Source organism: Halobacterium rubrum (assembly GCF_021729015.1).
Lineage (GTDB): Archaea > Halobacteriota > Halobacteria > Halobacteriales > Halobacteriaceae > Halobacterium > Halobacterium rubrum.
In genome coordinates this window covers 339432-354005 of sequence record NZ_JAJQQZ010000001.1, presented here as the reverse complement: position 1 = coordinate 354005, position 14574 = coordinate 339432, and the positions used below count along the sequence as shown (strand labels likewise).

The 14574-nt window shown below is 71.0% G+C and carries 15 protein-coding genes; 7 read left to right on the top strand and 8 right to left on the bottom strand.

What is annotated here, in order from left to right; translation table 11 throughout:
- Window positions 1-29: 29 nt before the first annotated feature.
- From LT971_RS01810 to LT971_RS01800, 3 genes are all read right to left on the bottom strand, one after another.
- Window positions 30-458 carry an HIT family protein gene (locus LT971_RS01810; RefSeq protein WP_237005140.1) on the bottom strand — a complete coding sequence of 143 codons (429 nt, stop codon included), beginning with the start codon at window positions 456-458 and terminating at the stop codon, window positions 30-32.
- 31 nt (window positions 459-489) lie between these two features.
- The gene (locus tag LT971_RS01805; RefSeq protein WP_237005139.1) at window positions 490-945 is read right to left on the bottom strand and encodes a thioesterase family protein; all 456 of its coding nucleotides are present in this window, start codon (window positions 943-945) and stop codon (window positions 490-492) included.
- Window positions 946-1009: 64 nt separating this feature from the next.
- A complete protein-coding gene (locus tag LT971_RS01800; protein ID WP_237005138.1) occupies window positions 1010-1228 on the bottom strand; it encodes a DUF7860 family protein in 219 nt (72 codons plus the stop codon).
- Window positions 1229-1308: 80 nt separating this feature from the next.
- Here LT971_RS01800 and LT971_RS01795 point away from each other — a divergent pair, with 80 nt between their 5' ends.
- The 3 genes from LT971_RS01795 to LT971_RS01785 all read left to right on the top strand — a co-directional run bounded on the left by LT971_RS01795 (window position 1309) and on the right by LT971_RS01785 (window position 5115).
- Window positions 1309-1536 carry a DUF8151 family protein gene (locus LT971_RS01795; RefSeq protein WP_237005137.1) on the top strand — a complete coding sequence of 76 codons (228 nt, stop codon included), beginning with the start codon at window positions 1309-1311 and terminating at the stop codon, window positions 1534-1536.
- 63 nt (window positions 1537-1599) lie between these two features.
- Entirely contained in the window at window positions 1600-4797 is a 3198-nt protein-coding gene (gene ileS / locus LT971_RS01790; RefSeq protein WP_237005136.1) for an isoleucine--tRNA ligase, read from the top strand.
- Window positions 4798-4884: 87 nt separating this feature from the next.
- Window positions 4885-5115 (top strand): hypothetical protein, encoded by a 231-nt coding sequence (locus LT971_RS01785; protein ID WP_237005135.1) that lies wholly within the window; start codon window positions 4885-4887, stop codon window positions 5113-5115.
- Window positions 5116-5170: 55 nt separating this feature from the next.
- Here LT971_RS01785 and LT971_RS01780 read toward each other — a convergent pair whose 3' ends face one another.
- From LT971_RS01780 to LT971_RS01765, 4 genes are read right to left on the bottom strand one after another with little or no spacing between them, the layout of a single operon-like run.
- On the bottom strand, window positions 5171-5737 hold the full coding sequence (locus LT971_RS01780; protein WP_237005134.1) for a hypothetical protein: 567 nt from the start codon (window positions 5735-5737) through the stop codon (window positions 5171-5173).
- Window positions 5738-5786: 49 nt separating this feature from the next.
- Window positions 5787-7496: a b(o/a)3-type cytochrome-c oxidase subunit 1 gene (locus LT971_RS01775; RefSeq protein ID WP_237005133.1), complete on the bottom strand. Its 1710-nt coding sequence runs from the start codon at window positions 7494-7496 to the stop codon at window positions 5787-5789.
- Window positions 7493-8020: a cytochrome c oxidase subunit II gene (locus LT971_RS01770; RefSeq protein ID WP_237005132.1), complete on the bottom strand. Its 528-nt coding sequence runs from the start codon at window positions 8018-8020 to the stop codon at window positions 7493-7495. Before LT971_RS01770 ends, LT971_RS01775 begins: the two co-directional genes overlap by 4 nt.
- Window positions 8021-8026: 6 nt before the next feature.
- Window positions 8027-9298: a halocyanin domain-containing protein gene (locus LT971_RS01765; RefSeq protein ID WP_237005131.1), complete on the bottom strand. Its 1272-nt coding sequence runs from the start codon at window positions 9296-9298 to the stop codon at window positions 8027-8029.
- A gap of 205 nt (window positions 9299-9503) precedes the next feature.
- On the opposite strand from LT971_RS01765, the gene LT971_RS01760 reads away from it, so the two are divergent.
- The 4 genes from LT971_RS01760 to LT971_RS01745 are packed head-to-tail and all read left to right on the top strand — an operon-like array spanning window position 9504 to window position 13638.
- On the top strand, window positions 9504-9689 hold the full coding sequence (locus LT971_RS01760) for a DUF8131 family protein (protein ID WP_237005130.1): 186 nt from the start codon (window positions 9504-9506) through the stop codon (window positions 9687-9689).
- Window positions 9690-9699: 10 nt separating this feature from the next.
- On the top strand, window positions 9700-10521 hold the full coding sequence (locus LT971_RS01755; protein ID WP_237005129.1) for a sulfite exporter TauE/SafE family protein: 822 nt from the start codon (window positions 9700-9702) through the stop codon (window positions 10519-10521).
- Window position 10522: 1 nt separating this feature from the next.
- On the top strand, window positions 10523-12979 hold the full coding sequence (locus LT971_RS01750) for a heavy metal translocating P-type ATPase (protein WP_237005128.1): 2457 nt from the start codon (window positions 10523-10525) through the stop codon (window positions 12977-12979).
- Window positions 12976-13638 (top strand): DUF7546 family protein, encoded by a 663-nt coding sequence (locus LT971_RS01745; protein ID WP_237005127.1) that lies wholly within the window; start codon window positions 12976-12978, stop codon window positions 13636-13638. Before LT971_RS01750 ends, LT971_RS01745 begins: the two co-directional genes overlap by 4 nt.
- A gap of 37 nt (window positions 13639-13675) precedes the next feature.
- On the opposite strand, the gene prs is transcribed toward LT971_RS01745, so the two are convergent.
- On the bottom strand, window positions 13676-14521 hold the full coding sequence (prs, locus tag LT971_RS01740) for a ribose-phosphate diphosphokinase (protein ID WP_237005126.1): 846 nt from the start codon (window positions 14519-14521) through the stop codon (window positions 13676-13678).
- Between the last annotated feature and the right edge of the window lie 53 nt (window positions 14522-14574).

The window sequence follows — 14574 nt, the reverse complement described above, 5'->3', positions numbered from 1 at the left end:
GGGGCGTGTGGCCAGCCGCGGCGGGTCGGTCACTCGGCGGCGCTCGCGATGTCGTCGGCGATGGCGTCGAGGTCCTCGTCGGAGAGGTCGGGGCGGCTGCCGGCGACCGTGTGGATGGGGCCGCCGCCGTCGCCCTCGAACCGCGGGATGACGTGGCCGTGGACGTGTGGTACCTCCTGGCCGGCCGCCTCGCCGTTGTTGAACGCGACGGTGCTGGCGTCTGCGTCGACGGCGGCCTCGACGACGGGTGCGAGCCGGTGGAGCGCCGCGAACACGGCCTCGCCCTCGTCGGCGGGCAGGTCGCCGAGAGTCTCGTGGTGGGTCCGGGGGACGACGAGCGTGTGGCCGGGCGCCATCGGATTCGCGTCGAGGAACGCCACCGCGTCGTCGTCCTCGTAGACGATGCGGCCGGGAATCTCGCCGTCGACGATCTGGCAGAAGATGCAGTCCTCGCTCATGGGTGACGGGACGCACGGCTCGCCCTTAAGCCTACTCGGGGACGGAGTCCCGGAACCGGTCGCGGTCGACGACGCGGAACGTCAGGTCGCCGGTGGCGACGGAGGCACCGTCGGACTCGCGTTCGGCGCGCACGGCGAACCGGACGTCCGGCCGGCTGACGCGCACCATCGTCGCCGTCACAGTGACCTCGCTGTCGACGCCGACGGGCGCGAGGTGAGAGATGGAGGCGCCGCGCTCGACGGCGCCGTGGCCCTCCGGGAGGTAGCCGCGCAGCGCCTCGCGGGCGACCGCGCCGAACTGCGCGAGCAGGTGGGAGGTACCGAGCACGTCGACGGCCTCCCCGGGGTCGGCGTCGGTCGCGGCGGGCTCGCTGGGCGGGTCCTGCTGGCGGCCGAACACGGGCGTCGCGTGGGCTGCGTCGAGTGTGAACGTCGCGGCGTTGCGGACGTCGGCGTCCGCGAGCGTCTCGAACGCGTCCTCGGGCATGCGCGAGGCAAACGGGAGACCGCGAGTTAGTCCTGTCGGCGACCGCGCCCGGTCGCCGGGAGCGTCACTCCAGCAGGGGGAGCGCGACACCGAAGAGGAACGGACAGACGACGATGCCGAGCACGCCGAGAATTTCGAGGTCCAGCAGCAGCGTCAGCTCCCAGCCCGGCAGTCGACCCGCGCCCAGCGTCGTGCCGGCGGCGCCGACCAGCAGGAGCGCCAGGCTCGCCAGCGTCCCGTACTTCGCGAGGTCGGGGTAGTCGAGGTTCCCAGTGTGGCCCATACCGGCGGTCGCCTCCGGGCTGTCGTAAATCTTCTGAGTCGAGCGGAAAGCCTACAACGGGGTGGGTACTGACGGGGCGTATGCTCGAATCTCTCCCCGAACTGTTCGACGCCGCCGTCACCGCGCTGTTCGCGCTCCTCGGTGCGACCCTCGTCGGCGGCGGGCTGGTGGCGGAACTCCAGAGCGCCTCGACGCTCGGCAGCGGCGGCGACGTCGGCTTCGGCGTCTGGCTCGCCGTCATGGGGGCGGTCGGCGTGGCGGCCGGCGTGAAGGTCTTCCAGGACGCGGTCGCGGGCCGGCTGGCGTAACCGCGGACTGCCGGCGGCTGTACAACCGATTATCCTTTTAGGTGCGAGCGGGACGGTACCCGTATGAGTGGATTCGGCGACGTGCCCGACCAGTACGACCCCGAGGACGTGGAGGACCGGGTGTTCTCGTACTGGGACGACGTCGACGCCTACGAGCAGACGGTCGAGCACCGGGCCGACGGCGAGCCGTTCTTCTTCGTGGACGGCCCGCCGTACACGAGCGGCGCCGCCCACATGGGGCACGCGTGGAACAAGAGCCTGAAAGACGCCTACATCCGGTACCAGCGGATGCAGGGCCACCACGTGACCGACCGCCCGGGCTACGACATGCACGGGCTGCCCATCGAGACGAAAGTCGAGGAGGAGATGGACTTCGCGAACAAGAAGGACATCGAGGAGTTCGGCGTCCAGAACTTCCTCGACGCCTGCCGGGAGTTCGCCGAGGACAGCCTCCAGCAACTCCAGTCGGACTTCCAGAGCTTCGGCGCGTGGATGGACTGGGACGACCCCTACCGGACCGTCTCCCCGGAGTACATGGAGTCGACGTGGTGGGCGTTCAGCCAGGTGTACGACAACGATCTCGTGGAGCGCGGGAAGCGCTCCATCAGTCAGTGTCCGCGCTGCGAGACCGCCATCGCGAACAACGAGGTCGAGTACGAGGACGTCTCCGACCCCTCCATCTACGTCAAGTTCGACCTCGACGACCGCGAGGGCAGCCTCGTCGTGTGGACGACGACGCCGTGGACGATTCCCGCCAACGAGTTCGTCGCCGTCGACGAGGACGGCGACTACCAGCAGGTCCGTGCGACGACCGAAGACGGCGACGAGGAGGTGCTGTACGTCGCGACTGAGTGCGTGGAGGACGTGCTGTCGGCGGGCCGCTACGGCGACTACGAGGTCGAGGCCGACCTCACCGGCAGCGACCTCGTGGGCTGGTCGTACACGCCGCCGCTGACCGACGAGGTGCCCGCGAACCCCACCGACGCCGACGGCACTCACGAGGTTTACCACGGCGACTGGGTGGAGGCCGACCGCACCGGGCTCGTGCACTCCGCGCCCGGCCACGGCGAGGAGGACTTCGACCGCGGCGAGGAACTCGGGCTGCCCGTGTTCTGTCCGGTCGGCGAGGACGGCGTCTACACGGACGAGGGCGGTAAGTACGAGGGGCAGTTCGTGCGGGACGCCAACGACGACATCATCGCCGACCTCGAGGAAAGCGGCGCGATGCTCGCCAGCCAGACCGTCGAGCACAGCTACGGGCACTGCTGGCGGTGTGACACCGGCATCGTCCAGATCGTCACCGACCAGTGGTTCATCACGGTCACCGACGTCAAAGACGAGCTGCTGGAGAACATCGAGGACGCCGACTGGTACCCCGACTGGGCACGGGAGAACCGCTTCCGGGACTTCGTGGAGGACGCGCCGGACTGGAACGTCAGCCGGCAGCGCTACTGGGGCATCCCGCTGCCAATCTGGACGCCCGAGGACTGGAGCGGCGACGTCGAGGACGTCGTCGTGGTCGGGGATCGCGAGGAGCTCGCCGAGCGCGTCGACCAGAACGTCGACCCCGACGAGGTCGACCTCCACAAGGACACGGTCGACGACCTCACCATCACGGAGAACGGGACGACGTACACCCGCGTCCCGGACGTCTTCGACGTCTGGATCGACTCCTCGGTCGCCTCCTGGGGCACCCTGAACTACCCCGCGGAGACGGAGGCCCACGACGAGCTGTGGCCCGCTGACCTCATCATCGAGGCCCACGACCAGACCCGCGGCTGGTTCTGGAGCCAGCTCGGGATGGGCACCGCCGCCGTCGGTCAGTCGCCGTACGAGAACGTCCTGATGCACGGCCACGCGCTGATGCCGGACGGCCGCGCGATGTCCAAGAGCAAGGACATCCGCATCGACCCCCACGACCTCATCGAGGAGTTCGGCGCGGACCCGATGCGGATGTTCGTGCTCTCGGTGACCCCGCAGGGCGACGACATGCGGGTCTCCGAGGACGAGGTCGGGAACATGCAGGCCGACCTCAACATCCTCTGGAACGTCTTCCGGTTCCCGCGGCCGTACATGGCGCTGGACGGCTTCGACGCGAACGTCCCCGAGGGCTTCGGCGGCGAGAACGCCGGCGTCGGCGTCGACGACGTCGAGCTAGAGGCCGTCGACGAGTGGCTGCTGTCCACGCTGCAGCGCGTCAAAGCCGACGCAACCGAGCACTGGGAGGCCTACGAGCAGCACCGCGCGCTCGAGGAGGTCCTCGAGTTCGTCGTCGAGGACCTCTCCCGGTACTACGTGCAGGTCGTCCGCGAGCGCATGTGGGAGGACGGCGAGTCGGCGTCGAAGACCGCCGCCTACGCCACGATGCAGCGCGTCCTCCTCGAAGTCACGGCGCTGCTGGCGCCGTTCGCGCCGTTCGTCACCGAGGAGCTGTACGGCCACCTCACCGGCGAGACGGGCTACGACACGGTCCACATGTGCGACTGGCCCGCGGTCGACGAGTCGCTGCGCCAGCCCGCTCTCGAGGAGCACATCGAGGTGCTGCGTGCCGCCGAGGAGGCGGGCAGCCACGCCCGCCAGCAGGCCGGCCGGAAGCTCCGGTGGCCCGTCACGCGAATCGTCGTCGACGCCGACGACGACCGCGTCGTCGACGCGCTGGACGCCCACGGCGACCTGCTCGCCGACCGCCTCAACACCCGCACCGTCGAGGTCGTCGAGCCCGGCGAGTCCTGGGGCGAACTCGCGTACAGCGCCCGCGCCGACATGAGCGAACTCGGCCCCGCGTTCGGCGACGACGCCGGCCGTGTCATGAACGCACTCAACGACGCCCACGTCACCGACACGGACCTCGACGCCCTCGCCGAGCAGGTCGCTGACGACCTCGGGATGGACGTCGAACTCACCGATGAGATGGTCGAGTTCGTCGAGGAGACGGCCGAGCACGTCGCCGGCGCCGACTTCGAGTCGGGGACGGTCTACGTCGACGTGGAGCTGAACGAGGACGTCGAGAGCGAGGGGTACGCCCGAGAGGTCGTCCGCCGCGTCCAGGAGATGCGCAAGGACATGGACCTCGAGATGGACGCCGAGATCCGGCTGGACGTGCTCGTATTCGACGAGGAGGTCGCCGAACTCGTCGCCCGTCACGAGGACCTCATCCGGGAGGAGACCCGCGCCCGCGAACTCGGCGAGGTCGACGACGGGCACCGCGAGGAGTGGGACGTCGAGGGCACCACGGTCGCCCTCGAAATCGAGGAGCTGTAAGCCCGCCTCGCCGCCGGCTCGCTGAGACTTCGCAGCGGCTGCGAGCGCCACTGGCCGTTTTTTGTCGTCGCCGACCGCACTGGGCGTATGTCCGCAGCGTCGACGCTCGAGTCGGCTCTCCGAACCCTCCAGCGGGTCGTCCTCGGGGTACTGCTCGCGTTCCTCGGGCTGCAGAGCTACGGGGTCGCGATTCGCGCGCTTCCGGACGGCCGCTACGCGCTGGCGTTCGCGGCGGCCGCAGGCGCTGCCCTCGCCGTCGCGCTGGTCGCAGCGCTGTTCGTCGAAGGGTGGCGAGAGGGGCGGCGGCAGGCAGCGTGACGGTCGACAGTAGACAGCGTGACAGCGGACGGCCGCAGGACCGCCGGCAGTTCGCCTACCCCTGCACGGGGATGTTGCCGAAGCGAACGTCCCGCCGGAAGAGTCGCTCGCCGCCGCCCTCGACGGACTCGACGCCGACGACGGCCATCGTCGCTGGCGTCTCGCCGTCCGGGAGGTCGTAGCTCGCCGACAGCGTCGCCGACTCGCCGGCGGCGAGCCGGCCGGTGGACGCGCCGCCCTCGACGCGCGAGCCGTCCTGCGTCGTGACGGTGCCGAGCCGGAGTTCGTACGGTCGGTCGCCCGAGTTCTCGACGTCGACGGCGAGGTCGAACCGCCAGCCGTCGTCGCGGGCGTAGACGGTCGCCTCCGTGAGCGTCTCGGCGCGGTCGGTCGTCGGCAGCAGGTCGTCGCCGACGGCCGTCGTCGGCTCCGACGTCGTGGTCGCCGTCGACGCCGCGTCGTCGTCCCCCTCGCCGTCGCCGAACAGCCACGACTCCACGAGACCGACGAGCGTCGCGCCCTCGATGGCGATCGGAATCCCGAACCCGAGGCCGACGAGTACGCGAATCAGCCAGCGCCGGGTGACGTCGTCGCCGTCCGCTTCGTGGTCGGTGTCAGTCATCTCGTCTGTGTGGATGTGTCGTCCCGGAGGAGGATGCGATACAGGAGGGTTACAGTCCGAGCAGCGGCGCGAGCAGGCCGGCGCCCGGCGACAGGATGCCGTCCGCGACCATGCTGTACAGCGGGAGGCCGTACGCGATGATCACCAGCACGACGGCGATGCCGGCCCACACCTTGAGGTTGTCGAGGATGCGGGGGCTGTCGGCCGGCCCGGACAGCGGCGCCGGAATCGTGCCGTTGACCGAGAGCTGGCCGACGCCCGACCGCGACAGCCACGTCCCCGTCATCACGACGAGGAACATCGCGAGGGCGACGAACAGCAGCGTCCCGCCGACCGCGATCTGGAGTTGCATCTCGGCGATGCTGCCGACCACGGGGTCGAACGGCGCGGCGCCCTCGCCGCGGAACAGCGGCTTCGCGGTGCGGCGCGGCAGCCCGGCGAGGCCGCCGCGGTGCATCGCGTTCGACATCAGCGTCATGCCGATGACCCAGACGAACGGCTGGGCGGCGGCGATGGTCTTGTGCTGGAGCTGTTTGCCGGTAATCTGGGGGACGAGCCAGTAGGAGACACCCATCATCGTCAGCGCGAACGCCGTGCCGACGGTGAGGTGGAAGTGGCCGGGCACCCAGATCGTGTTGTGGATGAGGTAGTTGATGTTCATCCCGGCGTTGATCATGCCGGAGAACCCACCCGCGGCGAACACGAGGCCGGCCAGCGCCATCGCGGAGAACGACGGCTTGCCCCACGGGAGCGCGCGCAGCCAGCCGAAGTACCCCGTTGCGCCGCGCTGCCGGGCGCCGTGTTCCAGCGACGCCACGACGGTGAACGCCGTCAGCAGCGACGGCAACAGCAACATGAAGGTGTTCGTCATCGCGATGAACTTGAACCCTTCAGCGATGCCGGGGTCGGTGTACTGGTGGTGGAAGCCGACCGGCGTCGACAGCAACACGAACAGCACGAAGACGACCCGGGCCAGCGGGTCGCTGAACAGTTTGCCGCCCGCGAGCTTCGGGAGGATGGTGTACCACGCCAGGTAGGCGGGCAGTAGCCAGAAGTACACGACCGGGTGGCCGAAGTACCAGAACAGCGTCCGGGTCAGCAGCGGGTCGACCTGACTGATCCACCCCAGCGACCACGGAATCAGGAACACGACCACTTCGACGGCGACGCCGAACGAGGAGAGGTACCACATGACGAACGTCGCCAGCACCATGAACGTCTGCAGGGGGATGCGCTCGCCGGGGTTGTCGGCGCGCCACTCGCGGTACGTGAGGAAGTACTCGGCGCCGACGACCCACGACCCGACGACGAGGAGCGCCGCGCCGACGTAGAACGCCGGGTGAGCCTGCAGCGGCGCGTAGAACGTGTAGAGGACGTCCGCGGAGCCGAACGGCAGCTCGGGCGCGAACCCGTTCAGGATGGTGATGGCGGCCAGCGTCGTCCCGACGAGCATCGCGAAGAAGCCCGCCCACGCGACCCGCTGGTGGGCGAGCGGCCGGTCGAGGCTGCGCGTGATCGCCCACACGAAGAACCCACAGATGAGGAACGTGGTGAACACGAGCGCGAGCAGGACGCCGTGCCCGGTCAGCACCGTGTAGTACTGGGCGGCGTCGATCGGCAGCGCGTCGCGGAAGTAGCCGGTCCGGTACAGCGACTGCACGAGGCCGAACAGGCCGCCGAGCGCGAGCGCGACGAACCCGACGCCGAAGTGCCACCTGACGAGCTTCGCTTCCTCGGGGAACTTGTCGACGAACGTCATTCCTCGTTCACCTCCGGAACGTCCTGGGACTGGAACTGGTCCTGGGACACGACCTCCACGGTGCCCTCCATCGCGTGGTGGGCAGCGCCACAGTACTCGTGGCAGACGATGTGGTGCGTGCGGGCCTCGTCGAACTCGACGGTGAGCTCGGCGACCTGCCCGGGAATCACCATCGTGTTCACGTTCGTCCCGACGAGCTCGAAGCCGTGCGTGACGTCGCTGCTGGTGACGTAGAACGTCACTTCGGCGTCGGCGGGCACGCGAATCGGCTCGTTCGTGCCGGGCGCGAACGCGAACTGGCGGGCCTCGACGTACACCGCGTACTCGCCGTCACCGGTCTGGTAGACGCCGGGCTCCCGGAAGTTGTCCGAGGCGGTCGGGTCGTCCGGGTCGACCGTGCCGCCCTCGTCTCCGACCATCGCGACGCCCGCGCCGAGCGAGCCGTAGACGATGGTGGCGATGAACGCGGCGATGAGCACGAACGCCGCGGCGAGCCAGAGTTTCTCGAATCTGTGTATCCGCATCCTTGGTCACCCCACGATGGTCGGTCCGTTCCCGAGGAACTCGACGAAGTACGTGAACGCCCACATCCCGACCAGGATGAGGAAGTAGATTGCGACGAGCGCGAGCGTGCCGACCGGGTCGTACTCGTCGTGCCCGATCTCGGTCTCCGGCTCGAACTCGTCGGCCTCGGTGATCTCGTCTGTCGTCTCGCTGCCGGCGCCGCCTGAGCCGCCGGCTGGCGTGCGGTTCCGGTAGTAGCTCGCGAGAATCGGCGCGAGCATCGCGAGCGCGACACCGCCGGCGAACACGGACTTCCAGAGCGTGCTGCCGGCGAACGCGCGCTGCCCAGTGCCGCCGCCACCGTCGCCCCCGCTGCCGCCGGGAGCGGCACCGACGACGATGGCGCCTTTCATCCCCGCAGTGAGGTGGGGGTTGCAGTAGTACGTGTAGACGCCGGGGGTGTCGAAGGTGTGGCTGTACGAGTAGCCCTCGTTGTTGATCTCCTCGTCGCCGCTCCAGTCGGCGTCGCTCGGCTGGTTCTGGACGACGACGTTGTGCGTGTTCGACACCCACTCGAAGTTCACGGTGGTGCCGGGCGACACCCGGACCGCCGGCGGCCCGAACCCGAACGAGCCGCCGTTCGCGTTCGTGCCGACTTCGACGGTGACCTCGTCCTGCCCGGTCCGGTCGGCAGTCGACCCGTCGAAGTTCCCGGCAGCGCCGCCGTCGGCGTCGCTGGTGAACCAGTCGCCGTAGTCCGCCTCGACGGTCGGAGCGTCGCTGCCGCCGCCGCCCCCGTCGCCGGACCCGCCGACGACGACGGCGCCTTTCATCCCCATCGAGAGGTGGGGGTCGCAGTAGTACTTGTAGATGCCTTCGGTCTCGAAGGTGTGGCTGTACGAGTAGCCCTCGTTGTTGATCTCCTCGTCGCCACTCCAGTCGGCGCCCTCCGGCTGGTCTTCGACGACGACGTTGTGCGTGTTCGACACCCACTCGAAGTTCACTGTCGTCCCGGGGTCGACGCGCACGGCCGCCGGCCCGAACCCGAACGAGCCGCCGTTGGCGTTCACGCCGACCTCCACGGTCACTTCGTCCTGTCCCGTCTGGTCGACAGTCGTCCCGTCGTAGTTGCCGACGGCGCCGCCCTTGGCGTCGCCGGTGAACCAGCCGCCGTAGTCCTGGGCCGCGGCCGTGCCAGTCGCCGCCGCGCCGGCCGCGAGTGCGGTTGCGGAGCCGGCAGCGGCGCGAAGGACACCGCGGCGCGATAGCGTAGTGTTGTTGTTGTCCAGTCTGGTCATCGTGTACACCTCACTTCGTTCCCGTCACCATCGGGGACGGCGACGCGAGTGAAGCCGGTACGGAGTCTACCGGTGTGCCGGAACGGAAGGCCCCGTAGCCGTTCACACCCCCGTGTTTCCGAGAGGCCCTTTAGCTACTCTCGGTGATTCCAAGCGCGTAGGAATCCGTCAAAAGGTTTAGGCCAGAACCAGCCAACCAGCGGGTATGAACGTGCGTCCACAGGTCGTCGCGACCGTCATGCCGCTGCTGGCGCTGGTGCCGGTCGCGCTGTACGCGGCGGGCCAGGAGACCATCGCGGCCATCGCGCTCGGGAACGTCCTCATCGTGGCCGGCTGCCTCTACTACATGTTCTCGGCGGCGGAGGGCGACGACCACGCCGTCGCGCACTGACCTCGCGGCGATGGGGCTCTCAGGGGTGTCGCTCGCGGCCGCCGGCGTCGCTGCTGCGTCAGCGAGCGCGCCCGACGCCGGCGTGGTCGTGTTCTTCGTCGTGGGACTGCTCGGCGGCGCGCACTGCCTCGGGATGTGTGGGCCGCTGGTCACGATGTACGCCGACCGAATCGGCGACGGCGACCACGACGACAGGCGCGGGCCGTCGATGCGTGCGCTCCGCCAGCACGCCCTGTTCAACGCCGGCCGGACCGTCAGTTACGCCGCCGTCGGCGGGCTGATGGGGGCGCTGGGCGCCGTGCTCGTGGACGCCGGCGGCGTCCTCGAAGTGAGCCACCTCGTCCGGGGCGTGGCGGGCATCGTCGCCGGCGTCGTCATCGTCGCTGCCGGCGTCGGGTACGCGACCGGCGGCCAGTCCCGGCTGACCTCGGGCGCTGTCCCCGGACTCGGCCGGGCGTTCGGCGCGGTCACCGGCCGGCTCACCGACCGCGTCGACGACTGGGCGACCGGCCCGGGCATCGTCGCGCTGGGCGCCGCCCACGGCGCGATGCCGTGTCCGCTCATCTACCCGGGCTACCTGTACGCGCTCGCGACCGGCAGCCCCACAGAGGGCGCGGCGGCGCTGGGCGCGCTCGGCCTCGGGACGTTCCCGACGCTGTTCGCGTACGGCACCGCCGTCGACGCCGTGAGCGCGACGACGCGCCACCGGGTCCACCGCGCGCTCGGCGTCGCGTTCGTCGTCGCGGGCACCATCCCGCTGGCGAAGGGCGTGACCGCGCTCGGCTACACGGTCCCGCACCTGCCGCTGCCGATGCCGCCGATGCCAACGTGACATGACCGACCACGACGACACCTGCACGCTCTGTGGCCTCCCGACGCCGGACCCGCCCGTCACCGCCAGCGACGGCAGCGTCGACGGCGAGTACTGCTGTCGGGGCTGCATGGAAGTCGCGCGCACGCTCGACGACCCGGAGAGCGTGGACGCCGACCCGGCCGACGACCTCGACACCGGACCGGACGTCGAGGACGCGGACGGCGAGGCGGCGTTCCTCTCCGTCTCGGGGATGCACTGTGCGACCTGCGAGGCGTTCGTGGAGTCGCAGGCGACCGATACCGAGGGCGTGCGGGCGGCGTCCGCGAGCTACCCGACGGAGACGCTGAAGGTCACGTACGACCCCGAGCGGGTCGACCGCGGGGACGTGTTGGACGCCGTCGACGGCCTCGGGTACAGCGCGAGCGAGCGCGACGACGAGGCCGACGACGACCAGTCGGAAGTCGGGCGGCTGCTCGTCGGCGGCTTCTTCGGGATGATGACGATGCTGTGGTACGTCCTGTTCCTCTACCCTGCGTACCTCGACGTGCCGTCGGCGGCCCACCTGCTGGACCTCCAGGGGCTGGCGGGCAGCTACCTGCTGGCGAACGTCTGGCTGATGGCGACGGTCGTGCTGGCGTACACCGGCTACCCGCTGTTCCGGGGGGCGTACGTGAGCCTGCGGGCCGGCCACCCGAACATGGACCTGCTGGTGGCCATCGCGGCGGGCGCCGCCTACCTGTTCAGCACGGTGACCGTCCTGACTGGGGGCCGCGAGGTGTACTTCGACGTCGCCATCGTCGTCGTGCTCGCGGTCACCGTCGGGGACTACTACGAGGGCCGGGTGAAGCGCGCGGCGGCCGGTCGGCTCGCAGACCTCACCGAGGAGCGCGTCGACGACGCCACCCGCCGCAGCGCCGGCGGCGGGACAGAGACGGTTCCAGTGGACGACCTCCGGCCCGGCGACGAGGTCGTGGTCGTCGCCGGCGAGCGCGTGCCCGTCGACGGCACGGTCGCCGAGGGTACGGCGACCGTCGACGAGTCGCTCGTGACCGGCGAGTCCACGCCCGTCGGGAAGGAACCGGGCGACGACGCCGTCGGCGGCGCCGTCGTCACGGACGGCCGGCTCGTCGTGACGGTCGGCGAGGACGCCGCGAGCACGCTCGACCGCGTCGTGCGCGTGCTCTGGGACGTCCAGAGCGCCCGGCCGGGCGTCCAGCGGCTCGTCGACCGCGTCGCCGCCGTCTTCGTCCCGCTCGTGTTCGTGCTCGCGGGGCTGGCCGGCGGCTGGCACTTCCTCGCCGGTGGCGCCGCCGCGAACGAGGCGCTGCTCGTCGGGCTGTCCGTGCTCGTGGTGTCGTGTCCGTGTGCGCTCGGGCTCGCGACCCCGCTGGCGGTCGCCCGGGGCGTCAAGGAGGCCCTCGACGCCGGCGTCGTCGTCACCGACGCCTCGGCGTTCGAGGCCGCACCGGAGGCCGACACCGTGGTGTTCGACAAGACGGGGACGCTCACCACCGGCGAGATGCGCGTCCGGGACGTGGTCGGCGACGACCGCGTGCTCGCCCGGGCGGCCGCCGTCGAGCAGTACGCCGACCACCCGGTCGCCGCAGCCATCACCGACGGGGCCGCGCCGGCCGGCGACGTCGACGACTTCGAACGCGTGCCCGGCCGGGGCGTCGCCGGCAGTCTCGCGGTCCGCCCCGACGGTGCCCGGACGGACGAGACAGCGCCGGTGGACGCGGCCGGCGGCGCGGCGGTGCTAGCCGGGAACCGCGAGCTGTTCGCGGACCGCGACTGGCGGGTGCCCGAGCGGTACGCCGAGCGCGCGAGCGAGGCGCGAGCGAACGGGAACGTCCCCGTGCTCGTCGGCTGGGACGGCGAAGCTCGAGGGGTCGTGGTCGCCGGCGACCGGCCGCGCGACGAGTGGCAGGCCGTCGTCACCGACCTCGCGGCCGACGGCCGGGACGTGGTCGTGCTGACGGGCGACGACCCCGAGGCCGCCCGGCAGTTCCGCGAGCACGACGCCGTCGCCGAGGTGTTCGCGGGCGTCCCGCCGGAGGGCAAGACCGAGGTCGTGCGGTCGCTGCGCGCCGACGGCGACACGGTGGCGATGGTCGGCGACGGCGTCAACGACGCGCCAGCGCTGGCGGCCGCCGACCTCGGCGTCGCCCTCGACCACGCCGCGCTCGCCGCCGACGCCGCCGACGCCGTCGTCACCACGGAGGACCTCGCCGCCGTCCCGCGCATCTTCGAGCTGACTGACGCGACCAACGGCCGCATCCGCCAGAACCTCGCGTGGGCGTTCCTCTACAACGCCATCGCGGTGCCACTGGCCGTCGCCGGCGCCCTCAATCCGCTGTTCGCAGCGGGCGCGATGACCGCCTCCAGCCTGCTGGTCGTCGGGAACTCCACGCGCTCGCTGCTTGACTGGGGCGGGTCCGGTGGCGAGACTGGAGCCGGGGAGGTGGAGTCGTCGTGAGCGCCGCGCTCGCCCGAGTTCGACCCCGGCGGGAGACGGTCGGCGTCCTCGCCACGCTCGCGCTCGCCGAAATCGCGGCGCTCGCGGCCTACCTCGCCGCGATGCCGGTCGCCGTCGACGAACTGCGGTACTTCCTCTACCCGTTCGTGTGGCTGAACGCCAGCGTGCTCGCCGTCTGGCGGGTCACGCCCCGGCCGGCGAACGGACGGCGGCGCCGGCTCGCGGCGGGGGTCGCCGCAGCGTACTTCCTCGTGCTCGCGGCCGTCGGCGGCATCCTCGCGGCGTCGAACGGCAGCGGCGTGACCGTCTACTGGGCGCTGCCACCCGGCTGGGGGCCGATGATGCTGGCGCACGTCGGCCCCGTCCGGGTGGCCGCCGCTCCCTACCGGGTCGCCGGCTACCTCGCGCTCGCGTACCTCGTGTACGCCACGCTCGCCGACGCGGAGACGTCGCTGGCGGGCGGGTTCGTCGGGCTGTTCTCGTGCGTGAGCTGTACGCTGCCGCTGCTGGCGGCGGTCGTCTCGTCGCTGGCCGGCGGCGCGGTCGCGTTCGGGACGGCGTCGGCGCTGTCCTACGACCTCTCGACGGCGGTGTTCGTGCTCGCCGTCGCGCTGCTCGCGTGGCGGCCCGACGCCGCGCTCCTGGGGCGGCTGCGGTGACGGCTGCGGCGAGCGGGACAGAGAGAACGAGCCGGCGTCAGAGTTCGTCGGCGACGGCGGGTGCGGCCGACACTTCGGAGACGGCGCGCTCGATGGTGTCGGTACCGTAGACGGCGTCGACGCCCGCGTCCGCGAGTTTGAGGCGGGCGTTGCCCGCGAGCAGCGGGTGGACGGTGGCGACGAACACCCGGCCCGGGTCGTCGAGCGCGGCGATGGCCTCGCTCATCGTGGTGCCGGTGGCGACGATGTCGTCCGTGACGACGACGTCCCGGCCGGCGGTCTCGATCTCGCTCGGTTCGACCGTGACGTCGCTGCCGGAGTGCCGGACCTTCTCGAAGTGGTCGGTGACACCGCCGCCATAGGCGTCTCGGACGCTCTCCGCGAGCCCGGTCGCACCGTGGTCGGGCGCGAGGAAGACGGGGTCCGCGAGGTCGCCGGGTAGCGGCTCGGCGAGCTGCGGCGCGGCGTCGACGCCCACGGCGGGCGCATCGAAGAACTCCAGCACGCCGTCTTCGTGAGGGTTGACCGTAATCACGCGGTCCGTGCCGGCCGAGATGGCGCGGGCGACCGCTCGCGCCGACACCGGCTGGCCGGCCTCGAAGGCCTCGTCCTGCCGCGCGTACCCCATGTAGGGGAGGACGGTGACGACCTCGCTCGCGCCGGCCTCGCGGGCAGCGTCCTGCAACTGCAGCACTTCGACGTGCGCGTCGCTGGTCGGCGTCGACGCCACCACCACCGCTCGCTCGCCGGCGACGTCCTCCGGGACGGTCACCAGCTGCTCGCCGTCCGGGAACGAGTCGTAGGCCACCCGGCCGAGTCGCTCGCCGGTCTCGGCGGCGAGCGCGGCCGCGAGCGCCTGGCTCGAGGACCCGCTGAGTAACATATCCGGGTGGACTCGTGCCGGCGGCTTACGCGTTTCCTTTGCGTGCGTGGCTC